The organism is Brevibacillus sp. MS2.2 (assembly GCF_013284345.1).
GTDB lineage: Bacteria > Bacillota > Bacilli > Brevibacillales > Brevibacillaceae > Brevibacillus > Brevibacillus brevis_C.
Genome location: NZ_JABSUZ010000002.1, coordinates 103,694 through 127,242, shown reverse-complemented (window position 1 = coordinate 127,242; position 23,549 = coordinate 103,694). Strand labels below are relative to the sequence as shown.

At 48.9% G+C, this 23,549-nt stretch carries 21 protein-coding genes; 15 read left to right on the top strand and 6 right to left on the bottom strand.

Annotated features, from left to right (window positions below):
* Positions 1-14: 14 nt before the first annotated feature.
* From HP568_RS02215 to HP568_RS02165, 11 genes are all read left to right on the top strand, one after another.
* The gene (locus HP568_RS02215; RefSeq protein WP_173628185.1) at positions 15-989 is read left to right on the top strand and encodes an ROK family protein; all 975 of its coding nucleotides are present in this window, start codon (positions 15-17) and stop codon (positions 987-989) included.
* Between the two features lie 79 nt (positions 990-1,068).
* Complete coding sequence (locus HP568_RS02210) at positions 1,069-2,133, top strand: Gfo/Idh/MocA family protein (protein WP_173628184.1); 1,065 nt, start codon at positions 1,069-1,071, stop codon at positions 2,131-2,133.
* 72 nt (positions 2,134-2,205) lie between these two features.
* Entirely contained in the window at positions 2,206-3,792 is a 1,587-nt protein-coding gene (locus HP568_RS02205) for a glutathione ABC transporter substrate-binding protein (RefSeq protein ID WP_173628183.1), read from the top strand.
* A gap of 67 nt (positions 3,793-3,859) precedes the next feature.
* Complete coding sequence (nikB, locus tag HP568_RS02200; protein ID WP_173628182.1) at positions 3,860-4,783, top strand: nickel ABC transporter permease; 924 nt, start codon at positions 3,860-3,862, stop codon at positions 4,781-4,783.
* Positions 4,784-4,802: 19 nt separating this feature from the next.
* Positions 4,803-5,693: an ABC transporter permease subunit gene (locus HP568_RS02195; protein WP_048031227.1), complete on the top strand. Its 891-nt coding sequence runs from the start codon at positions 4,803-4,805 to the stop codon at positions 5,691-5,693.
* An 18-nt stretch (positions 5,694-5,711) separates the two neighbouring features.
* Positions 5,712-6,704 (top strand): ABC transporter ATP-binding protein, encoded by a 993-nt coding sequence (locus HP568_RS02190; protein ID WP_173628181.1) that lies wholly within the window; start codon positions 5,712-5,714, stop codon positions 6,702-6,704.
* Positions 6,697-7,659, top strand: a complete 963-nt coding sequence (locus tag HP568_RS02185) for an ABC transporter ATP-binding protein (protein WP_113732300.1) — start codon at positions 6,697-6,699, stop codon at positions 7,657-7,659. Before HP568_RS02190 ends, HP568_RS02185 begins: the two co-directional genes overlap by 8 nt.
* Positions 7,660-7,681: 22 nt before the next feature.
* The gene (locus HP568_RS02180; RefSeq protein ID WP_173628180.1) at positions 7,682-8,887 is read left to right on the top strand and encodes an ROK family transcriptional regulator; all 1,206 of its coding nucleotides are present in this window, start codon (positions 7,682-7,684) and stop codon (positions 8,885-8,887) included.
* A gap of 51 nt (positions 8,888-8,938) precedes the next feature.
* On the top strand, positions 8,939-9,844 hold the full coding sequence (locus HP568_RS02175) for a Gfo/Idh/MocA family protein (protein ID WP_173628179.1): 906 nt from the start codon (positions 8,939-8,941) through the stop codon (positions 9,842-9,844).
* The gene (locus HP568_RS02170; protein WP_173628178.1) at positions 9,841-10,836 is read left to right on the top strand and encodes a Gfo/Idh/MocA family protein; all 996 of its coding nucleotides are present in this window, start codon (positions 9,841-9,843) and stop codon (positions 10,834-10,836) included. The genes HP568_RS02175 and HP568_RS02170 overlap by 4 nt, the downstream gene beginning before the upstream one ends.
* 45 nt (positions 10,837-10,881) lie before the next feature.
* Positions 10,882-11,754, top strand: coding sequence for a sugar phosphate isomerase/epimerase family protein (locus HP568_RS02165; RefSeq protein ID WP_048031233.1), 873 nt, complete (start codon positions 10,882-10,884; stop codon positions 11,752-11,754).
* A 101-nt stretch (positions 11,755-11,855) separates the two neighbouring features.
* On the opposite strand, the gene HP568_RS02160 is transcribed toward HP568_RS02165, so the two are convergent.
* Positions 11,856-12,209 carry a DUF805 domain-containing protein gene (locus HP568_RS02160; protein WP_048031234.1) on the bottom strand — a complete coding sequence of 118 codons (354 nt, stop codon included), beginning with the start codon at positions 12,207-12,209 and terminating at the stop codon, positions 11,856-11,858.
* Between the two features lie 205 nt (positions 12,210-12,414).
* On the opposite strand from HP568_RS02160, the gene speD reads away from it, so the two are divergent.
* Complete coding sequence (gene speD / locus HP568_RS02155; RefSeq protein WP_048031235.1) at positions 12,415-13,224, top strand: adenosylmethionine decarboxylase; 810 nt, start codon at positions 12,415-12,417, stop codon at positions 13,222-13,224.
* 338 nt (positions 13,225-13,562) lie between these two features.
* Here the strand turns inward: speD and HP568_RS02150 are convergent, their stop codons facing one another.
* The 5 genes from HP568_RS02150 to HP568_RS02130 form a co-directional block, all read right to left on the bottom strand.
* A complete protein-coding gene (locus HP568_RS02150; protein ID WP_173628177.1) occupies positions 13,563-15,272 on the bottom strand; it encodes a hypothetical protein in 1,710 nt (569 codons plus the stop codon).
* A 179-nt stretch (positions 15,273-15,451) separates the two neighbouring features.
* The gene (locus HP568_RS02145; protein WP_173628298.1) at positions 15,452-16,117 is read right to left on the bottom strand and encodes an ankyrin repeat domain-containing protein; all 666 of its coding nucleotides are present in this window, start codon (positions 16,115-16,117) and stop codon (positions 15,452-15,454) included.
* A gap of 100 nt (positions 16,118-16,217) precedes the next feature.
* The gene (locus tag HP568_RS02140; protein WP_173628176.1) at positions 16,218-17,690 is read right to left on the bottom strand and encodes an S-layer homology domain-containing protein; all 1,473 of its coding nucleotides are present in this window, start codon (positions 17,688-17,690) and stop codon (positions 16,218-16,220) included.
* 328 nt (positions 17,691-18,018) lie between these two features.
* Positions 18,019-18,714, bottom strand: a complete 696-nt coding sequence (locus HP568_RS02135) for a response regulator transcription factor (RefSeq protein ID WP_173628175.1) — start codon at positions 18,712-18,714, stop codon at positions 18,019-18,021.
* Between the two features lie 15 nt (positions 18,715-18,729).
* Entirely contained in the window at positions 18,730-20,193 is a 1,464-nt protein-coding gene (locus HP568_RS02130; RefSeq protein ID WP_048031239.1) for a sensor histidine kinase, read from the bottom strand.
* A 169-nt stretch (positions 20,194-20,362) separates the two neighbouring features.
* On the opposite strand from HP568_RS02130, the gene HP568_RS02125 reads away from it, so the two are divergent.
* The 3 genes from HP568_RS02125 (at position 20,363) to HP568_RS02115 (ending at position 23,477) form a co-directional block, all read left to right on the top strand.
* A complete protein-coding gene (locus tag HP568_RS02125; RefSeq protein ID WP_048031240.1) occupies positions 20,363-21,160 on the top strand; it encodes a carbon-nitrogen hydrolase family protein in 798 nt (265 codons plus the stop codon).
* Positions 21,161-21,268: 108 nt separating this feature from the next.
* A complete protein-coding gene (locus HP568_RS02120; RefSeq protein ID WP_173628174.1) occupies positions 21,269-21,517 on the top strand; it encodes a hypothetical protein in 249 nt (82 codons plus the stop codon).
* A gap of 574 nt (positions 21,518-22,091) precedes the next feature.
* Complete coding sequence (locus HP568_RS02115; RefSeq protein ID WP_048031241.1) at positions 22,092-23,477, top strand: L-cystine transporter; 1,386 nt, start codon at positions 22,092-22,094, stop codon at positions 23,475-23,477.
* The last annotated feature ends 72 nt before the right edge of the window (positions 23,478-23,549 follow it).

The following is a 23,549-nucleotide window of genomic DNA, read 5'->3' as shown; positions in this document are numbered from 1 at the left end:
AAGGAGAGACGAGCATGACAAAAGATGAATATGCGATTGGGCTGGATCTGGGCGGGACCAAAATCTTGGCTGGTTTGGTGGATCGTGGAGGCAGGATCATCGCACAAAAGCTGTTGCCAACCACCGCGGAAGAAGGGGAAAAGGCAGTGATCGAAAGGGTGCTTTTTGCCATTCACGATGTCCTGTCAGAAAGCGGCATCGATCTCGAAAAAGTAAGCGGTGTAGGCATTGCTTCAGCTGGTGTGATTAACAGCGAGAGCGGCGAGGTCATTTTTGCGAGCAATCTGGGTTGGCGAAATGTACCGATTGGCAAGTTGATCGGGCAAAGGTTCGGATTGCCTGTCCGACTGTTCAACGACGCGAATGCGGCTGCAATTGCAGAGTGGCTATGGGGCGCAGGTGTCGGTACACGAAATATGATTTACGTTACGGTCAGCACAGGGGTAGGGGCAGGGATCATCAGTGATGGTCGGCTGGTTTCAGGTAGAGATGGGAGCGCGGGAGAATTTGGTCATATCTCGATCGATTGGAATGGACCGTCATGTCGCTGTGGAAATCGCGGATGTCTGGAAAATTACGCTTCCGGTACTGCCATCGAAAACAGCGCCCGTCAAAAGCTGACAACTGCAAAGGAGCCTGTCATCGATCGATTCCTTGTGGAAAATGGCGAGCTGACGGCAAAAGTGATCAGTGAAGCTGCGCTTGCAGGAGATCCATTTTTCGCGCAAATCGTAAAGCAAGCCGGGTTTTTCTTAGGTATAGGAGCCGCTAATCTGATCTATTTGTTTAATCCGGAGGTTATCGTCTTCGGAGGCGGGGTTATGAACGCTTCTGCATTATTGCTTCCCGAAATCGAAAAGAGCATGAGGGATAGATGCATAGCTGGATTGGGGGAGAAAGTGCGGGTGGTTACGAGTCATATCGGGATAGAAGCTGGAGTGATGGGAGCGGCAGGGGGAATATTCGAAAAACCTTATTGCAAAAATTAAAACAATTTTGTATCATCTTATTAATTACTCCACTGAAAAAACTAATTAAGAAATGAGAAGCAAGGAGGAAGACAACATCATGGCAAAAGTGAGAGTTGCGGTGATTGGTGCAGGATCAATTTCAGACATGCACTTGCAATCGTACCAGCAAAACGAGCGTACAGAAATTCGTGCCGTCGTGGACTTCAACGAGGAGCGCGTTCGGGAAAAAGCACAGAAGTACGAGGCCGAGACCTACTACAGCAAGCTTGAGGATGTTCTCGCAGATGAACAGGTGGACGCAGTGAGTATTTGTACATGGAACAACACGCATGCAGATATTGCCATCGCTGCTCTTAGAGCGGGTAAGCACGTGCTTTTGGAAAAGCCTTTAAGTACAACAGTTGAAAGCTCTCTCCTGATAGAAAAAGCCGTAAAAGAGAGTGGCAAGCTGCTCCAGGTGGGCTTTGTGAGAAGGTACGATACGAATGCGCAATTGCTCAAGCAGTTCATCGAGGCGGGCGAGCTGGGTGACATTTATTACGCGAAGGCATCCTGTCTGCGCCGTTTGGGCAATCCGGGAGGTTGGTTCGCTGACAAGGACAGATCTGGCGGAGGTCCACTCATCGATCTCGGCGTGCATGTCATTGATCTGTGCTGGTACTTGATGGGCTGCCCAAAAGTAACGACCGTCAGCGGCAATACATACAACAAGCTGGGCAATCGCGCTAACGTCAAAAATCTCTCCTTTTACAAAGCCGCTGACTACGACCCTTCCCAAAACACCGTGGAGGATATGGCCAATGCACTCATTCGCTTTGAAAACGGAGCGTCGCTTTTCGTCGATGTGAGCTATACACTGCATGCGAAAAAAGACGAGCTGGCCGTCAAGCTGTACGGGGACAAGGGAGGCGCAGAGGTGGAGCCAGAGCTTTCCATCATTGCAGAAAAGCATGACACGATCCTGAATGTCAGCCCGCAGATGGATAAACTATCGTTTGATTTCAAGCGAGGCTTCCAAAATGAGATCGATCACTTCATCGCAAGCCTATTAGGTGAAAAAGAAACGCTCAGTCCTGTACAGGACGGCGTGGAGATGATGAAGATTCTGTGCGGCATTTACGAATCAGCTGCGACCGGAAGAGAAATCGTATTTACCCGATAACCGGCAGGCAAGACCTATCCATGGACATCCAGATATCACCCATAGAGTAGATGAAGACAAGGGGGAAAAGAAATGCAAAAAGCATCGTTTTTGCGAACAGCATCCGTCTTACTTTTTTCAGTGGCTTTACTTTTCGGATGTTCCAGTGGCGGTGGCAGTGGTAGTGGAACTCCGGCAGCTTCCAATGGGGGGACAACGACGGGAGCGCCGCAAAAGGATCAGATGGTCATCGCCGTAAACGAAAACTTCATCACGATGGACCCGCAAAATACAGGGGATGCACTGTCATCGGGTGTCCAAAGCGCAATGTTTGAAGGGCTTCTGATTTACGACAAGGATTTGAAGCTTATGCCGGGTTTATCGACTGAATATTCGGTGAATGAAGATGCGACAGAGTACACCTTCAAGCTCCGGCAAAACGTGAAGTTCCATGACGGCACACCATTCAATGCCGAAGCGGTCAAAATCAACTTCGACCGGATGAGCAACAAAGACAACAACTTGAGAGCTTACCGAAACTACAAATACATCAAGTCCACAGAGGTTGTCGACGAGTACACAGTGAAAGTGACGCTGAACCAGCCGTTTTCCGCGATGATCAACAAGTTCACGACCGGAATCATCAGCCCGGCGGCTCTGGAAAAGTACGGCAAAGACATTACCAAAAATCCAGTCGGTACAGGTCCATATAAATTCGTGGAATGGGTACAGGGTGACCATCTGACGGTAGAACTGAATCCAGATCACTGGAACAAGGGTGCAGCCAAGGTCGGTAAAATCGTCTACAAGCCCGTTCCTGAAAACGGCTCCCGCGTAGCCATGCTGAAGACCGGTGAAGCCGATGTCATTTATCCGTTGCCGGAGCAGCAAGTAGAGACACTGAACGGAGCAGAGGGAGTAAAGGTAGAGCGCACACCTTCGACCATCACCAGGTATGTCTCGATCAATATGCTGAAAAAGCCGTTTGATGATCCGCGCGTTCGCCAAGCCATCAATCATGCAGTGGACAAGGACGCGTTCATTAAAGTCGTGAAATCCGGATACGGCGCACAACTGGAATCCGTGATGTCTCCGACGATTGCCCACTACGCGAAGCAAGGCGCGTATGAATACAACATCGAAAAAGCGAAGCAGCTTTTGAAAGAAGCAGGCTACGAGAACGGCTTCACAACGGACATTTGGGGAAATACGAACTCGGATACGATGAAGGGCATGCAATTCATTCAGCAGCAATTGCAGAAGGTCGGCATCACCGTTGAAGTGAAATCGATGGAAGAAGCCACGCTGTCCGATGAAATCTACGGCATCAAGTCTCCAGAAGAAGCAAAAATGAACATGTGGTACGTTAGCTGGTCTTCCGCTGATCCAGACAATGCGATGCGTTCGTTGTTTAGCAGCGAAAACTTCCCGCCAGCGGGAGCGAACACGGCTTTCTACAAAAATGACCTCGTCGATCAGAGTATCAAGGAAGCGACACAATCGTCAGACCAAGACAAGCAAAAGCAGCTATATGGTGTCGTGCAAGAACATGTGTTTAAAGATGCACCATGGATTTTCCTCGCAGTCGATGAAATCTTGTACGGAAAACGCGCGAACGTGAATGGTGTTTATATCACACCGAGTGGCGGCATCTATGTAAGAGAAGCGGCGTTCCAATAATACTTGAAGCAGCGTTCGGGCATTGTCTGCCGCTGGGCGCTGCTTTTCTTTTAGGAGGAACCGTACCATGTTCCGTTATATCGTGAAGAGACTCATCGAGATCATCCCGATTATTTTTGTCGTGTCGTTGCTCATTTTCTTCTTTATCCATCTGGTTCCGGGTGATCCTGTCCGCTTGGCGGCGGGAAAAGAAGCGACCTTGGAAGAGATCGAGCGGGTGCGTCAGGAGCTGGGCTTGGATAAGCCATTGCTGACCCAGTACGTCAACTACATGCAAAACCTCGTGACAGGAAATTTGGGACACTCCTTGAAGACGGGGCTTCCCATTAGCGATATGTTTGAAAACCGTTTTTCCGTAACGATGACGTTGACATTTTTGAGCCTGGGCTGGGCTTTGGTGCTCGGTCTGCTGATTGGGACCATCTCTGCTGTTTTCCGCAATAAATGGCCGGATTACGTAGGGATGCTGACGGCGATTTCCGGCATTTCCTTGCCTGGATTTTGGCTGGGGCTCATTCTCATACAAGTTTTTTCTGTCTCGCTGGGCTGGTTTCCCACAGGTGGGGTCGAGAGCTGGAAAAGCTACGTGCTTCCTTCGTTAACCTTAGGGGCAGGAATCATGTCGATGCTGGCCCGTTTTACACGGTCCTCCCTGCTCGAAACATTAAAGGAAGATTTTATCCGAACAGGTCGGGCAAAAGGGTTGAAGGAATCCGTAGTCGTTCGCAAGCACGCTTTGAAAAACTCAATGATTCCGGTCGTGACCATCGCCGGATTGCAATTCGGCTTTTTGCTGGGCGGATCGGTTGTCGTAGAGACGGTGTTTAGCATTCCGGGTATGGGGCGTCTGTTGATCGATTCCATTGCTTTTCGCGATTATCCGGTCGTACAGGCAGTCATTCTGTTGTTTTCACTGGAGTTCATTCTCGTGAATCTGCTGGTAGACATCTTGTACAAGGCACTGAATCCGAAAATCCGTTATGACAGCTAATGGCAAGGAGGTGACGTAAATGGAGGTAGTAAAAGAAATCGGGCAAAACGTTATAGTTCCCACTGAAAAGAAATCCCGAGCCCGCGAGTTTTGGAAGAAGTGGAAGAAGCAAAAGACAGCATTCTGGGCAGGGTTTTTTATCTTGTTTTTGTTTGTGATCGCGCTCTTTGGCCCGTGGATCGCGCCGTATGATCCGTACGAGCCGAACTATGATGTGACGTTGCAAACTCCATCCATGGAGCATTGGGCAGGGACAGATGAATACGGACGAGATATTTTGAGCCGCATCATCGTAGGAACGGGAATCTCTCTTGGCGTCAGCTTTTCCTCTGTGCTGGTCGGCGCAGTGGTTGGAACCGTATTAGGCTTGATTAGCGGATATTACGGCGGGTGGCTGGATCGCCTCATCATGCGGTGGAGTGACGTCATGTTCGCTTTTCCCGATTTGCTGCTCGCAATCGCCATCGTTGCGATCCTCGGCCCGGGATTAACGAATGTCGTCGTAGCAGTGGCGGTGTTCAGTATTCCATCGTTTGCTCGTTTGATCCGCGGCAATACATTGGCTGCCAAGGAAGCGGTGTTTGTAGAAGCAGCGCGGTCCATGGGGGCAAAAAGTAGCCGGATTATTTTTCGGCACATCTTTCCAGAGACCGTCTCCAGTATGATCGTCTTTTTTTCCATGCGGATCGGTACCTCAATTTTGGCGGCATCCAGTCTCAGCTTTCTCGGTCTGGGGGCTGCGCCCGAGAGTCCCGACTGGGGAGCGATGCTCAGTATGGGGCGTGATTATCTCGCCACTTCTCCTCATGTGGTCATCATTCCCGGGATTGCGATCTTTTTGACCGTGCTGGCGTTCAACCTCGTTGGGGATGGCCTGCGCGATATTTTGGACCCGAAAACGAAGAACTAAACGAGGGAGATGGGGCAGATGAGTGAGAACATCATTGAAGTAAAGCATCTGCAAACACAATTTACGAGAGACAAACAGAAGACAGTCGTCCTCGATCATGTCAGCTTTCATATAAAAAAAGGCGAAGTGCTCGGACTGGTTGGCGAATCGGGCTGCGGCAAGAGCGTGACCTCCTTGTCGATCATGCGCCTGTTCAAGGACACGACTGGTGAGATTACCAACGGAGAGATTGTTTACAACGGTACGAATCTTCTTTCGATTTCGGAGAGTGATATGCGCCGTATTCGCGGAAAAGAAATCTCGATGATTTTTCAGGAGCCGATGACCTCGCTCAACCCGGTGATGAAAATCGGAGAGCAATTGATGGAAGCCATTCGTTTGCATCTCGGCTACTCCGACCAAAAGGCGCGAGAACAAGCAGTGAGCATGCTGACAAAGGTGGGCATTCCGCGACCAAGCGAAATTATGGGGGAGTATCCGCATCAGCTCTCTGGCGGTATGCGACAGCGCATCATGATTGCGATGGCGATGTCCTGCAATCCCAACCTGTTGATCGCCGATGAGCCAACGACGGCACTCGATGTGACGATTCAAGCCCAAATCCTCGATGTCATGAAGCAACTTCAGGCTGACGAGCACATGTCGATGCTGTTGATCACGCACGATCTCGGCGTCGTGGCAGAGATGTGCAACCGTGTTGTGGTCATGTACGCAGGGCGTGTCGTGGAGGAAGCATCTGTTTACGACTTGTTCGACGAACCCAAGCATCCGTATACCAAAGGCTTGATTGGCTCTGTCCCTAAAATCGGGCAGAAGCGCGCACGGCTGGATTCGGTTCCGGGGAACGTACCGACACCAAGCAATATGCCGAAGGGCTGCAAGTTTGCTCCGCGCTGCAAGGATGTCATGCCTGTTTGTTGGGAAAAGGAGCCCGCCATTACGACGGTGGGAGAAGAACGTTCTTGCCGCTGCTGGCTCTATCAAGAGGAAGGTAGGGATGTTCATGTCTAAATCACTGGTCGTGGTAGACGGTATCAAAAAAACGTTCCCGATTGATAGTGGTCTATTCAGCAGCAAAAAAAGTGTAAAGGCAGTAAATCACGTTTCGTTCGAGATCAAGGAAGGCGAGACGTTCAGTCTGGTCGGAGAAAGCGGCTGTGGCAAGTCGACGACAGGGCGCTTGGTCACACGACTTTTGATGCCAGATGAGGGCAAGATTTGGATCCAAGGGGAAGAAATCTCCAAGATGAACGAAACGAAGCTGCGGGAAGTGCGCAAGCAGGTACAGATGGTTTTTCAGGACCCGTACGCCTCACTGAATCCGCGGATGAAAATTCGCGATGTGGTAGCAGAGCCTCTCCTCATTCATACGAAGCTGTCTGCCCTGGAGCGTGATCGGATTGTCGCTGAAATGCTCGAGGTCGTCGGGCTCTCCAGCTATCATGCGGAGAAATTCGCCCATGAATTCAGCGGAGGGCAACGGCAACGTATCGGAATCGCTCGTGCCCTGATTTTGAAGCCGAAGCTGATCGTCGCGGATGAGCCAGTCTCTGCTCTTGATGTGTCGATTCAATCGCAAATCTTGAATTTGCTAAAAGATTTGCAGGAAGAATTTCATTTGACCTATTTGTTTATTTCCCACGATTTGAGCGTGGTCGAGCATATTAGCGACAAGATCGGTGTGATGTATTTGGGGAGTCTCGTAGAATCCGGCCCGAAGGAAACGATTTTTGCGAATCCCGGGCATCCGTATACAAAAGCGCTGCTCTCTTCGGTTCCGATTCCTGATCCGCGGGCAAAGCGGGAGAGGATTATTTTGCAGGGAGATGTGCCGAGCCCGGTGAATCCGCCGTCAGGCTGTCTGTTTCATACGCGCTGTCCGTTCGTGATGGACATATGCAAGACCACAGCACCTGCATTGCGGGTAGCGGCAGACCGAGAGCATTTTGTCGCCTGCCATTTGTGATTTGAAAAAAAGGGATGGTTACATGCGTAGGACGGGTGATTTAAAGCTGATCCAGGAACTGAATCGCTCCATCATATTCGATACGATCCGTCATTACGGGCCTATTTCCCGGAGTGAAATAGCGAAGCGGAACAAACTGAGTCCTACTACCGTGACCTCGGCTGTCAGTGAGCTGATTCGTGACTCGTTCGTATGCGAGGTGGGAACAGGGGAGTCAAATGGCGGACGAAAACCGATATTGGTCCAGTTCTCCCCAGACAGTCGCTTTCTGATCGGCATCTCGATCTCTGGCTCGAAGATTACGATTGCCGAGATGAATCTGGAAGCCGCAGTCAAACGAAAGGAAGTCCACTCGATCAAGCCGTACCAAGGGGAGAGCATACTCGCTTATTTGCTGGAGGTGATTGAGCAATTTTTGCATGGAGCCGCGGCGAGTCTGGAGACATGCATGGGAATCTCGATTGTCACTCAAGGCATCGTGGACTCGGTCCATGGGGTGATTCGCTACAATCCAAAGCTCCGCTTGCAGAACGCTCCTGTTAAAGAAATGATCGAGCAACGTTTCCAGTTGAAAACATGGTTGGATAACGACACGAACGCGTACTTGCTCGCCGAGAAGACCATCGGGGATTTCAGTCATTATCAAAACATGCTGTACGTCACGATTGGGGATGGATTGGGAGCCAGTATTTTGATGAACGGTTCCATCTACAGGGGCTTTAAAGGCGGGGCCGGTGAGTTCGGTCATACCACGATTGATCGGGCAGGTGTGCGGTGCGACTGCGGAAATGTTGGTTGTCTGGAAAATTACGTGAGCTGGCCAACGATTTACTCCAAGCTGGTCTCCTCGCTTGCGAAAGGAAAGACGAGCCGCATTTCGGATTTGGTGGAGCAGGATGTTGGCCGAATTACTCCTGCGGTGTTTCGTCAGGCTTTGGCAGAGCAGGACCCGCTTGCGGTCAGTATTTTGGAGGAAACCGCTTCTTATTTGGCTTCGGGGTTGGTCAATCTGATTCATTTGTTCAATCCGGAGGTCATCATTCTAGGCGGAGAGATTGCCTTCGAAAATGAGCTGTTGATTGCCAAAGTAAAAGACTACGTGGGGGAATACGCGCATGGAATCCTGACGGAGGACCTGGAGATTCGGCCGAATTCGTTGGGTGAAAATGTAGAGGTAGCAGGAGCTGCTGCTGTTTTATTGCAGGATACGTTTCAGTTTTCGTTATAAGAGAGTTGTGTCTAGCAGTCCAGAAAGCTCGAGGAGAGGGGGAGCGGGATCATGGTAAAAGTTGTAGTCGCAGGGGAAGCGGGAACAAGCGTCAAAGAGTCGCAGGCTTGGCTTCGGATCAAAGAGGCAGAGATTGTAGGTGTGGCGGACAGCTTGTTTTCTTTGCGCGAAATCTTGCAGGGAACAGAAGTGGATATCGTGGATATTGGCTCAGTTACGGACAGCGCTGACCCATGGGTGACGCTTGCTGCCCAGGCGGGAAAGCATATTTTATGCGCAGAAGGTTCCGCTCTAAGCCGTGAAGGAATCGGTTTATGCGATCAGCATAATAGCGTGCTGCAATTCGCAAATACGCTGCGTTTTGCTCCAGAATACGAGCAGGCGCACGAGCAAATAAAGAATGGGGCCATAGGTAAAGCAGGCGTCATTCGCTTGCGAAGAGATGCTCCTGCATCGGCTAAAAATGTAGGAAAATGCATTTTTCATTCGCATGGAATGCGTGAATTCGAATGGCTGTGTTGGACGTTCGGCGAAGTTGAGCGAGTAATGGCGCGAGAGGTCAAGCACACGAATGAATCAGGACAGATCGTCCATTATGCGCTGGTCATGCTCCGAATGGCAGGCGGGGCAATTGCGCATGTAGAGCTATCTTGGGCGGAGGGGACAGAACATGTTTCCTTTGAGCTTGCCGGTGATCAAGGAATGATTACACATGATAGCCGGGAAAGCATCCCCATTCGCTGGAGCCGAGGAGAGCAATTTCTGCCGACAACATTCCAAGGGATGGACCTGATGCAGCGACAGCGGGAGCATTTCATTCGCTGTGTACAAAAACAGGCAGGGCTACGTCTGCATTCTTGTGATCTGCTCGCTGCTCTCGATATTACTCTAGCGGCGAAAGAATCGGTCAAGACGGGACAACCTGTGAAGCTCATGCACGGAGGTGATGAGGAATGAAGGTAGGAATCATCAGCTTCGCCCATATGCATGCGCATAGCTACGCTACTTATTTGCAAAAGCACCCGGATGCGCAGCTGATAGCAGTCTGGGATGATAACTCCCGCCGTGGAGAGGAAGCGGCGACTACCTACCAGCTCGATTTTTACGAAGATCTGCAAGCCTTTTTACAATCCGGTATCGACGCCGTCATTGTTTGCTCGGAAAATGCCAAGCACAAGGAGCACGTGATTGCCGCAGCCCGAGCGAAAAAGCACATTCTGTGCGAGAAACCAATTGCCACCGAGATTGCGGATGCACGCGAAATGATTCAGGTCTGCAAAGAGGAAGGTGTCTTGCTCCAGGTTGCCTACCCTGTACGATTTGCACCCGTGATGGAAAGTGTCAAACAAATCGTTCAATCAGGTGGTCTCGGAGACATCCTCGCCATCGATGGCACGAACCACGGACAAATGCCAGGTGGCTGGTTCATTGAAAAAGAGCTGTCTGGCGGTGGGGCAGCAACGGATCACATCGTCCATCTGATGGACCTCGTACGCTGGATACTCCAAGACGAAGCAAAAAGCGTCTACGCTGAGCTGGACACACGTTTTTACAAGATAGAGGTAGAGGATTGTGGCCTGGTTTCCGTGGAAATGGAGTCTGGCGTGATCGTCGGAATCGATCCGAGCTGGTCGCGGCCGAAGACGTTCCCGACATGGGGAGATGTGACGATGCGAATTGTCGGCACCAAGGGCACGTTGGACGTCGATGTATTCAAGCAACACGCGTTCTATTACAATGACCGCGATTCGAAGCTGCAACATTTACCTTGGGCTGTGGATATGGATGAGCGGCTTATCGCCGATTTTGTGCAAAATGTCATGGAAGGTCGACCTCCGTCTATTACTGGAGAGGATGGATTGCGCACACTCGAAGTGGTGAAGGCAGCCTATGAATCCCATCGACTCAAGCAAGTCGTGACTATCAACAAGGTGCATCTCTCATCATGATGAGCAGTAGCCTTTCTATACAATAAATCAAATGAGGTGGAACTGATGAAAATTGGATTGAGCACTTACAGTCTGCTAACAGCAATCCGAGCTGGGGAAATGGATGTTCTGGATGTCGTGCAATGGATCGCCGATAATGGCGGCGAGCACATGGAAATCGTCCCGTACGGTTTTACACTGGTCGATAACTACGAATTGGCAGACGCTGTTCGGGATAAGGCAAAAGCGGTAGGGATTGAGCTGTCCAACTACTCGATGCCGACGAACTTTATTCAACCAGACGAAGAAGCCTTCGAAGCAGAAGTCGCACGTGTAAAAACACATGTTGATCTACTGCACCGCATGGGCATCAAGCATATGCGCCACGATGTGTCCGCCTTTACTGTTCCCGTAGAGGAGACGACGATCGAGTACTTTGAAAAGCATTTGGCTGAGATGGTCGAGGGAAGCCGCAGAATCGCTGATTATGCTGCTCAATTCGGAATAACGACGACAATCGAGAATCACGGCTGGCTGGTGCAGGCAAGTGATCGCGTGCAGCGTGTCTTGCATGAGGTCAACCGCCCGAATTTCAAAACGACGTTGGATATAGGAAACTTCATGTGTGTAGACGAGGCTTCGCTGGTCGGTGTGCAAAAAAATCTGCCTTACGCTTCGCTCGTGCATTTCAAAGATTTCTACTTCCGCCCGTCCTACCATGATCCAGGCGCAGGCAAATGGTTCAAGACCGTCAATGGCAACTTCCTGCGTGGAGCAATAGTCGGCCAAGGCGACATCAATATCCGCGAAGTCGTCAAGCTGGTCAAGCAGTCCGGCTATGATGGCTATATCACGGTCGAGTTCGAAGGCATGGAGGATTGTCGCGAAGGTTCCAAGATTGGGATGGACAACCTGCGACGTTTTTGGGACGAGGCGTAAAACGGTAGTGGAAAAACGGCATTTGGGGAGCCCCGAACTGCCGTTTTTTCTTTGGGCCAAAAATAAAAAACCTCTCCCTTTGGGGAGAGGCGATGGAGACATTAGAAGGATTGCGAAGTTTTTGGATTCGCACCGTATTTGTTGTCTCCTTGGCTGTCTTGGCACAAGAATACGAGCAAAATAATTGCACCGATAAAAGGAATAAACGAGAGAAGGATCCACCAACCGCTTCTTCCAGTATCGTGCAATCGGCGTGCAGTTACGCTCAAACTAGGCAGTAAAACAGCTAATGAATAGATCATGCCCAAAATAGATCCTGTACCAATTAAATAGTCTACGAGAGCAATTACCAGAGACACGATGATGTTGAACAAAGTGAACATCCAATATTCTTGACGTCTAGCTCTTCCTTCAAATGCGACGTATTTCTTCAATACGCTTGTATACCAATGCATGATAATTTCCCCCTTTCTTCTAAAATTTGACACACTTCGATATTTTATCATTAAACCCAGGGGATTAGAACCATATTCTGTCAAGTTTTCCTAATGCTATTGAATCATTTTTAGGTAGGACAAAAGTAACGGGTATTTATGAGCGAGGTGGAGGAAAAAGTAAGAGCGAACGAGTTTTGGATGCTACCACAGGGGGAAATGACGCTTGGAACAAAAAACAGAACAAAACGTTACGCTGCATGGCTTCAACAATTTGACCAAGTCACTCAGCTTCAACATGTACGACATCTGCTATACGAAAACAAAAGCCGAACGGGAAGCGTATATCGAATACATAGATGAACAATACAATGCAGAGCGATTGACGAATATCCTGAAAAACGTGTCGGATATTATCGGCGCACATATACTGAATGTCGCCCAACAAGATTATGTACCACAAGGAGCGAGCGTCACTGTTCTTGTATCCGAGGGTCCGGTCGTAGAAGTCCCTACTGAATCTTATGAGGAATCCCCCGGACCTTTGCCTGAAAATGTGGTGCTGCAATTGGACAAGAGCCATATTACGGTACATACGTATCCAGAGTACCATCCAACGGAGGGCATCAGTACATTCCGGGCCGATATCGACGTGTCGACTTGTGGCGAAATTTCTCCGCTCAAAGCACTCAATTATTTAATTCGTTCGTTTGATACAGACCTGATGACAATTGATTACAAGGTACGCGGTTTTACCCGGGATATACATGGATACAAGCTGTTCATCGATCACGACATCAGTTCGATCCAAAATTATATTCCCGAGGAAATTAAGGAATTGTTCCACATGATTGATGTGAATGTGTACCAAGATAATATTTTTCATACCAAGTGCAAGCGAAGGGAGTTTGATCTGAACAATTATTTGTTCGGATACACGAAGGAGAAGCTGACACCGGAAGAGCAGGAGGATATTACCAAACAATTGCAAATAGAGATGGACGAGATTTACTATGGGAAAAATTTTGTGAATTAGTAGCTGTAGTGGGGGAAAGAAGCGCGTTTCCAGTCTACGCTTCGGCCTCCGCCCCGCAAGGTGGGATTCACTGTCCGCTTCGGAATGAATGGCGGGAGCGCTTCAAACGTAGACAGTTTCGAGGAAGTATCTCATAGGTGAAGCTGAAATTCCCCGCCATTCATTCCGAAGCTGAGTTGGGCTTCAGAGGCGCTTGGGCTGGAAATGCGCTTCTTTCCGCGCAGCTTTGTGTGCTTCCCTGAACGGTTCAATTCAAAGATCGAAAATCGAAATACTTTCTACAGGTTACACAAAATCCTCTGCTGTTCGAAAGTCATGTGGCATGGCTTCTCCCGACCTCAACAGTTGGGGGTGAATCTTTCATTTGCAGTAGGATTAAGGTAGAATGCCCGAATCTCCTCCAGCGTTTTTCTAGCAGGCTGCACGAATTCGCGGTCCCAATCTTCTGGAGGGGAATCCAGCGAGATGCCCTTCTCCTGCAAGGTTCGAAACAGCTCCTTATCCGCTTGTGTAGGTATCCACCATGTGTAGACGGGATTCGTTTTGCCATTGAGCAACGATTCGAACATAAATTTCACATAGGTAGCTGTAGAGAGTTCCCCGTAATTGACGTCGAATTCAGGCTCGGGTGCCGGATAATCCTCTGGATAGCGGAACGGGCCAAAGTGAATGGAAATACCGAGAAAGCCGACAGGTGGAATGTTGTTTCCATACCCCGGGAGGGAGAACGGCAGATCGGCTGCGAAGTGCAGGCGAATCATGACAGAGTTGATAAATTGCCGTTCGAAGAAACTTTCTTTTTGCCAAATGCCGAGTTCTCGTGAAAGAGTATCCCAGTGAATAATGGACGTATTGTGCGCGAGCCAGAAGGCGGACGACATTTGTTCGAACGTTTTGTAAAATTCCTCGTCGTGATCATGGAACGGATCAAGCATGTCGAACAAGCTGAAGCACCCGTGTTTTCTTCTCCATTTTTGCGCGATGATCAGAAAATCAATCAATCGTTGGATTCGCAGCTCCGGGCTGCTCTCATTATTGGCAAACAGATACGTAGCCTCTATCAAATCGGCAGTGAAGTTGCCGTTAACAAAATCCCAGTAGTTGATTTCACCAGCTTCTACGCGTTCTTCATTAATCCGCTTGGTATCCGTTTCCCATCGCGCAAAGGTGGTGACATCGATGCCGAAATAGAGCTCAGGCAAGAAGTCTCCAAAAATATGGAAGCGATATGGGCTGGACTGTTGAAACCAAGTTTTAATGAAGTCCAGGCGAGAAGAGGGAGATACGACTGCGGCCCGCTCCACATAGTTCGTTTTGGCAACGGTTGACTCGAATTCTTCAACGGATGAGGCGATCGCCACGAAAGGGGCTGCTGAGGTCAGGAAGTCCACACCGTCTTCGTCGTTGTCGTATTGCACAATGATGTGCTGGAAGCTTGCCTCAGCCAAGGGAGATAACACGAGCTGATTCCAACGGTGCGCGGTTGTATCGTCAATGGCGCCGATGACGACGACAGGTTTGTCTGATTCCCCGCGAAAAGAAATAGAGGCACCGTTTTGGACGACGATCTTGTTTTGGCAGCGTACGTTGATGGATGTACCTGCTTCAAAGCAGATTGAAGTCCCAGCAGTTATGATGACATCGTCTGGTCCGATCATGTACGGACCATTTTCTGCGGGAAATTCCTCCGATTGATTGATGATCCCAGATAGGCGTTTGTACTTATCCACGTGCAGTTGATAGGTGTGCTGAGGGTCTGGATCAGGTCCAATCGTCAGTTGCACGTAGTATAGACCATCTTCCTCCGGAAAAAAGGGAAGGATGATCGGGGCGTTCGGACTATATTCAGCTTCTGCGAGTTTTGTCCGATGGATGTCATAGATTCTGATGGTAGTCAAAGGATGCGTCAGGTTATTCATGTGGATTTCAATAGCGTCTGTAGAAGCAAGAAAGAGCTTGTACATCTCCACCTTGGGTTCAAGGTTAGGAGAAGCTTTTCGGATTCGTTTGTCCGTTTCCAGAATAGATGTATACGAGCTGACGGTCATGTAAAACAGGCTCCAATCATCAAAATGGTATAGGTATAATGGAATAGTCCACTAGTAATTGACGCCTGAATATAGAAAAAGTTTTGAGTTTTTCGGGGTCTTTTGGTCTAGAAAATAAGAAAAAGGATAGGGGTCAGATGAGTTCTGACGATCCTATCCTTTTTCAATTAGGTATTTTCTTATTTTCCGCCAGCTTGCGTGAGCATTTCAATCATTTCTTTGTAGCCATGCTTCTTCGCATGCCCGAGAGGCGTCACACCATCGTGATCAGCGAGATTGACATTGGCATTGTGCTCGATCAGGAGCTTCACGATTTCCTGATGCTTCTTGCCACCATCGCCCAAAATCACTGCTTCTAAGAGAGCGGTCCAGCCCAATCTGTTGACGTGATCAATGTTGACATCAGAGGTGGTGAGCAGTTCCTTGACGATCTCGACATGTCCACGATCAGCCGCAGGAATCAAGGCCGTTCCGCCAAAACGGTTCGTAATGGTAGTGTCGGCACCTGCTGCTATCGAGGCTTTTACGAATGCGAGCTGGCCTGCTGCGCTTGCGAAGAGCAGGGGATTGTCTAAGTTGTTGTCTCGGATGTTGATGTTAGCTCCTCGTTCAACCAACAAGTTGAAAACGTCGAGTTGAGTAGAGTGGACCGCGATCATCGCAGAGGTGCGGCCTCTACTATCGGTAGCGTCAATATCCGCGCCTTCTGCAAGCAGCTTCTCAATCGCTGCTTTGTCTCCTTGACTGGTTGCCGTCAATAAGGCTTGATTCAGCTTATCCATTTCAACTTTCACCGCCTGGGTTGCTTGCTGCTCGCCACTCGTCAAGAGGGTCTTCCAATTCATCTCACACCCAGTCAGAGCGATGGCGATCGTCATAAGACCAATTCGCAGTATAGCGAGCCCACACCTTTCTTTTGATTTGGATACCTGCATCACACAAAAACTACTCGACTGTCAGCTCGGCAGAAGATTTGCCAGCCCAATCGCCGACAGGTATTACCGTGTATGTGGTACCTGCTTTCAGTTTACCATCTTGCTGGATGTCAAACACGCCTGTGGTACCTTTGCGGCTGGAATATTTGTACGTCGCCAGCAGTTTTTCTCCATCTGCACTAGTAAGTTCTACGCTGCGTCCGGAGAACAGCTCGTCTCCCGGGTCTTCTGTCAGGGTAACGGTGATAGAAGTTTCACTAGCTGCTTTGGCTTCGCTGATTTCGAGCGGAGCGATTTCTTTTGCGGTGAAGGTAGGATTCGCGATATTCGCCCAGTCTGACGTGATGGTGTACGTAACGCCCGGAGTCAGGACTTGGCCTTCTGGGAGACGGAATTTAATTTCTTGCTTGCCGTCTGTTGATTGTGTGAAAGGCACGTATTTCGCTACGATTGGTTGTCCGCCTTCCGGTGTAATGGTCACTTGTCTTGCTTGCATGGAAGGAATGATTTGATACGTTTTACCGTCTGCACTGTTGTTTTGATCCAGCACCAATGCATTTGCACCGCGTCCGCCGCTGTAGGCAGAGATGATATATCCGTAATCGATGACACCATTTGCTCGCAGGGACTCGACTTCAAACGTGTCGTTTGTTACTTGGCGTACTTCGGTCATGTCGATCTTGGTTGCGTTGCCTTGGAATGTACCCGCCTTTTTCCCTTTGTATGTCAGGGTGTAGGTAGTTCCTGGCTTTTGAACCGAGGTCGGCACGATGTAAGTATTGGTAGAACCCGTTTTCAGACGTGGCATGTTGGTCAGTGTCAGACCTTCGCTGAAGACAAAGTCTTCTTTTGCTTTGGCAAATGCTTCGTTTTCTGCGGTCAACGGAGCGTCGAAGGTCACAATCAACGTGATTTCATTCAAGGCTTGTACATTCGTGATGCTTGCTTTGTCAGAAGGCATTGCCTGACGAGCCGTATTCAACAGATAAGCAGCTTCGCCGCGAGTAGCGGTGCTGTCTGCCGAGAAGAACCGTTCAGCCCAGTAGTTAACGGATTTCGCATCGCGCTTGAGCGCTTTTGCAACGACTTGTGTGAGCTCAGCATCCGTCACAGTTCCACGCGGATCGAACTTGCCATCTTTTGCTTGCATAATATCAAGAGATACCAGGTCAACCGCGTATTTGTAGAACCAATCATTTGTTTTCACATCCGTGAAGGTTACGGATTTATCTGTTTTGCCGCCTTGCAAACCAAATGTGTGTGAGACCATTTTTGCCAGTTCAGCGCGCGTAACTTGATTGTGAGTGTTGGAGTTGCTTTGCATCACTTGCAGCTTGGCGAGTTCACTAACCGCTTTTTGAACTTCTTGTGCACTCAGGGGAGTGGAAGCTGCTTGCACATTCAGTACAGCGTAAGGAAGGGATGCTGTACCCAAAACAGTTGCCAGCATCATGATTGCGATTTTATTGGAAAACTTTCTCATCGGTTGGTCCTCCTTTAGGGTCGGTTGGTGCTTGATTACCTGTAGGATAGTCGAGAGATCTAAACTGCCAAGAAACAAGAGATTAATAGAATCTAAAAAAGTTCTTAAAAAAAGATAAAATGACCTCTATCGAAGCCTGGACATGGAGGAGCGACCGCGCTTTAGCGGAAAGTCATTATGCGCTCCAGAAAGTTTAAGCAATGACGCTTTGAAACGGTGAAGTGATTAAACTTTCTTACACGTAAAAAAAACCCTCCAGCTTTGACGTGGAACGGAAAATTCGTCCTCGTTTTGGCTGAAGGCTTTGTCATGATCATGGTATTCACGTTTAGACAGTAAATCGGTAACCGGCACCCCAGACCGTTTCGATATACTGCGGATTGGATGGATCGACTTCGATTTTTTCACGCAGCTTGCGAATGTGCACCGTAACGGTCGCGATATCTCCGCTGGAATCCATACCCCAGATTCGTTCGAACAGCTCGTTTTTGTTAAAAACCCGATTCGGGTGAGTCGCTAAAAATTCAAGCAGGTTAAATTCTCTTGTCGTGAAAATGACTTCCTGATTGCGTACATACACTCTTCTTGAAACTTTGTCGATGACGAGACCGCGAATGTGAATCTCTGCGTTCGTTGGTTGAGGTTGTCGGGCTGTCAAACGCTCGTATCTCGTCAGATGGGCTTTGGCTCTGGCTACTAATTCGCTTGGGCTAAACGGCTTTGTAATATAGTCATCGGCACCGAGATTAAAGGCGCGAATTTTATCGATCTCTTCTTTTTTGGCGGAGACGATCAGGATCGGCACTTCCTTGACTTGTCTGATCTGGCTGCACAATTCGAAGCCGTCCATTCCCGGAAGCTGCAAATCAACGATGATCAAACTGTAGTCGCCTTTGATGGCCAGCGGCAAGCCTTCGCTGCCAGAGTGGCATAAATCGACCTGAAAGCCATTCAGTTCAAAATAATCCCGCTCCAGTTGAGCGATAGTCGTCTCATCTTCAATGATGAGGATACGTGAAGACATGGGAATGTGCACCTCCTATTGTTTGTGGGTACGTTTTAACGTAAAGAACAGGCTGGTACCTACACCTTGCTTGCTCTCTACCCAAATTCTGCCGCCGTGACCCTCGACGATCTGGCGCGCGATGGACAGTCCGAGACCGCTACCACCCGTGGAAGAATTACGGGATTGCTCCACTCGATAAAAGCGTTCGAACAGGTGAGGAATGGCTTCTTGCGGGATACCGATGCCGTTGTCTTTTATTTCAATGGTCGCCCACTGAGCGTCCGCTTGAACCGAGACGCAGATGATTTTCTCAGGTTTATCCATGTATTTTTGCGAGTTGCCGATGATGTTTAAGACGGTGCGCTTGATTTTTTCCAGATCGGCGATGACCAGGGTGTCTTCTGCTGTGCGCTGATTCCACTGAATTGTGATGCCCTTCTTTTCCAGATCGTAGTGCAGTTCGTCGATGCAGTCATCCAAAAACTGCACGATATCTACATGTTCAAACGTAAAGGGCACTTGCTTCAGATCGAGCTTGGAGTAGAGAAACAGCTCATCGACGAGCATGTCGAGGTCTACTGCTTTGGAGTAAATGATGTTCACGTACTTGTCCATTTTCTCCGGGGTATCAGCCACGCCATCACGGATTCCTTCGATGTAGCCCTTGATATTGGTAATTGGCGTGCGCAAATCATGCGAGATGTTGGAGATCAACTCTTTGCGACTTTCTTCATCCTCAAGGCGCAGCCGCACTGATTCCTGCAATCGTTTGCGCATGTTCTCGAACGCTTCGTTCAGTTGTCCAATCTCGTCCTTCGTTTGTAGATGGAGCTCAAAGTCCAGATTGCCTTCCTTGATGTTCTCGGCTGAATTGCGGAGTAAATCGAGCGGCTTGACGACGCTGCGAGTAATCCAGCGGTACAACAAGACGTTTGCGATGACAATGACGCCGAGGAGGAGGAACACGAGCATCGGCAGCAGTTTGCGGATAACTTCACCAAATGGACTGCGCTCGCGGATCACAAAGACACTGCCTTTTGCGCCATCTGAAAACTTGAAGTCAAACTTGGCATACGCATAAAATCTTTCGCCGATGTTGAACGTGTTGCGAATCTGGTTGTTGTTCAAGTCATAGGGCGGCAAGCTGTTTTCCAGCTCGGGCTGATTGATGGTTGGGGAGGTAAAGACTTGATTGCTCTCTCTGCGGACATACAGGCCAGCTCGTACTGTTTTGAGCTTGAAATCGTAATCGGCAAGCAGCTCCTGGTTTTGCAATTGATCCGGCTCATTCTTGGCGAGATATTTCAATTCAAGAAAAATATTCTCTTCTTGTTCAGTCAGCGGATTGAGCTGATAATGCACTTTATAAAAGTCACGAAAGCTGTTGAAATCGCCTGTCGCCGCAATCGTAAACAGACTGGCGGCTACGAAAAACGTCAGCAAGCTGATGACTAGCATCCCTGTGTAAGAGAGCAGTAGCTTGATACGGATAGACATGAACTCACCTACTTTCGATAGGGTGAAAATTTATACGCAAGATGACAAGTCCATTATATACAAGACGTCTGGCTGGTAAAGCATAATTACTTGGAACTCAGTCAAAATCAGTTATACTAGCAAGTAAGAAAACGAGAGCTTTGTATGAATGGAAAGGACGGGGATATTCATGAAAGTAGCAATTGCACAACTGACAGCGACGATGGATAAGACGCAAAATTTGCAAAAAGCAGCCGATTACATTTCAAAAGCAAAGGCAGCAGGAGCAGATTTTGTCATCTTGCCTGAAATGTATAGCGCACCTGCCACGCCAAAGTCAGGAGTAACGCCAGCAGAGGTAGCGGAAAAGCTGGATGGTCCATTTGTTTCCGGATTGGCAGAGCTAGCTTCGGAGCATGGCGTTTATGTGGTTTGCGGTGTGTTTGAATCCATCGAGGGTGATGAAAACCGCGCCTACAATACGACTGTTTTTCTAGGCCGTGAAGGACAGTTGCTGCATGCGTACCGCAAGACACATTTGTACGATGCCTTTTCCTACACAGAATCGGACTTCATCGCGCCTGGGGATAATCCGTATCAAGTGGTGGAAACGGAATTCGGCAAAATCGGGCTGATGGTTTGCTACGAAGTGCGCTTCCCGGAAATCGCGAGACAGTTTGCACTCCAGGGTGCCGATATTTTGTTTGTGCCAGCAGGTTGGGTAGCCGGAGCGATGAAGGAGGATCACTGGGAGACACTGGTTCGTGCGCGTGCCATTGAAAACACGATGTTTGTATGTGCGGCTGATCAGGTTGGAAATATTTTTGCTGGACGCAGCATGTTCGTCGATCCGATGGGTGTCGTGATTGCAAGCGCAGGGGAAGAAGAAACGTTATTGATCACAGAGCTGGATGTAAGTCGGATTGAACGAGTACGGGGTAAATTGCCAAGCGTAGCCAACCGCCGAGCAGAACTGTATACCAATTAAACGCCTATGCACACTTTCTCTTTTGTTCAATATGATGGTAACAGATAACTAGTCATTATTTTGGCCCTTATGTAAGCGTCGCCATCATGAGAGAGGGAGTGTGTACGAATGTTCTGGTTCGTATGGGCTGTCGTCGGTGTGGTCGTTTGGTGGGCAATGAGCTTGATCTGTACAGGAAAAGCGGCGGGATCAGGCTGGTGGGCATCGCTCATCGCTGCTCTTTTGGGTAGCTGGCTGGGCGATTTGGTACTGGGTGATTGGCTGTGGATGTGGGCCGGTTTCAACGTCATTGCCGGAGTCATTGGTGCGGTCGTCCTCACCTGGTTGTGGTGTTTGGTGGTGAAGCAACTGAAATAAGCGAAACAATTTCGTATTACTAACTAACCAGGAATCGTCCAAATGGGCGGTTCCTGGTTTTTTCATTGGTCACTTTATATGTGGCTGCGGTGGGGAGAAGAATATTTCAGTCTAAGCTCCAGGCTACGTCTGGAAATATTCTTCTCTGTCGTAACTGATGATATTTCTTCATTCTTTTCAATCTCTAAAAGCCCGTTTAAACAGGGAAAGCTCGCAGAGGAAACAGGAGAAATAAGCGAAGATCTTAGGGACACCGACCGAGACGGAATGTAAAAAGCGAAACACGCTCTTAAGCGTCCACCTCTGAAAAGCCTCCTGAATGGACTACTTTGGACGCGGTTTCGCTTTTTGCATGGAGTCGTGCAGTCAATCCCCCAGGGGGTGGCCCTAGAAGCTGAGCGTTTTCTCCTGTTTCCTCCCCACCACTACAGCCGGACAATAGGTACCTCTGTAAGACAGTTTGGAATAATACAAAAACAATTCATACTTGACCAGTAGGGATTGTTGGTAATATAACTATATCTATACCGAATACAATAATGAGAGGTACATAAAACGAAAGGGAGGGGAATATATGTCGACGTTATTGATCATCGTAAATATTGTTTTGTTGCTCTTATTCATTGCTGGATTGTACGCCATGCAAAAGAAGCATATTTCTTTTTCCAAGCGAGTATTTGTCGGTCTTGGACTCGGGATTTTATTTGGACTCATTTTGCAATACGTATACGGAGCCAAATCGGACGTACTCAAATCCACCATCGAATGGTACAACATTGTAGGGAAAGGCTATGTGAAGCTGCTTCAAATGATCGTAATGCCACTGGTATTCATCTCTATTTTATCGGCTTTCACCAAAATGAAATTAACCAATAACATTGGGAAAATCAGTACGCTGATTATCGGACTTTTGGTAGGAACGACTGCTGTCGCGGCAGCGATCGGGATTTCGACTACCTTGGCATTTAATCTCGACGGGGCACAATTCCAGCAAGGGGATGCGGAATCCGCTCGAATCGAACAGGTAGAGCAGCGCTTGGGTGATATCGAGAACTTGAGCATGCCAGCCAAAATTCTGGAACTGCTTCCTGCGAATCCTTTCCTCGATCTGACTGGAGATCGGGCGACTTCTACGATTGCCGTCGTGATTTTCTCCGCGATTATCGGTGTTGCGTATTTAGGAGTAAAACGCAAAAATCCGGAGCAAGCTGAATTGTTTGCAAAAATTGTGGACGCATTCCATACGATTACTATGCGTGTCGTGACATTGATCTTGCGCCTGACGCCATATGGTGTACTGGCAATCATGATCAGAGTGGCAGCTACCAGTGATTACAATGCGATCTGGCAGCTTGGCAAGTTCGTTGTCGCTTCCTATGTGGCGATGATCATCATGTTTATCATTCATCTGTTGCTGTTGACGTTTGCAGGATTGAATCCAATCACCTATGTGAAAAAAGCATTCCCTGTCCTGACGTTCGCCTTCACTTCGCGTACGAGCGCGGGCGCATTGCCGCTGAATGTAAAAACGCAACAAAGCATGGGCGTTCCTGAGGGAATTGCCAACTTCGCAGGCTCCTTTGGACTCTCCATCGGACAAAACGGCTGCGCTGGTATTTATCCAGCCATGCTGGCCATCATGGTGGCTCCAGTCGCGGGAATTGATCCGCTGACACCATCATTCATCCTGACGCTGATCGCAGTAGTGGCACTCAGCTCCTTCGGGGTTGCAGGTGTAGGAGGCGGAGCGACCTTTGCAGCACTGCTCGTTCTGTCCACGATGAATTTGCCAATTGCCATTGTCGGTCTGCTCATCTCCGTTGAGCCGTTGATTGACATGGGCCGCACAGCGCTAAACGTAAGCGGAAGCATGACCTCCGGGCTCTTAACAAGCAGAGTGACAAAAGAACTGGAGACCAATGTCTACAACGGAAACGAACAAAAAACACTGACTGTGTAAATTAATGGAAACAGGCTGTACCGTCTATCAAGACAGGTACAGCCTGTTTTAGTTGGGTTAAATGTTTTCATG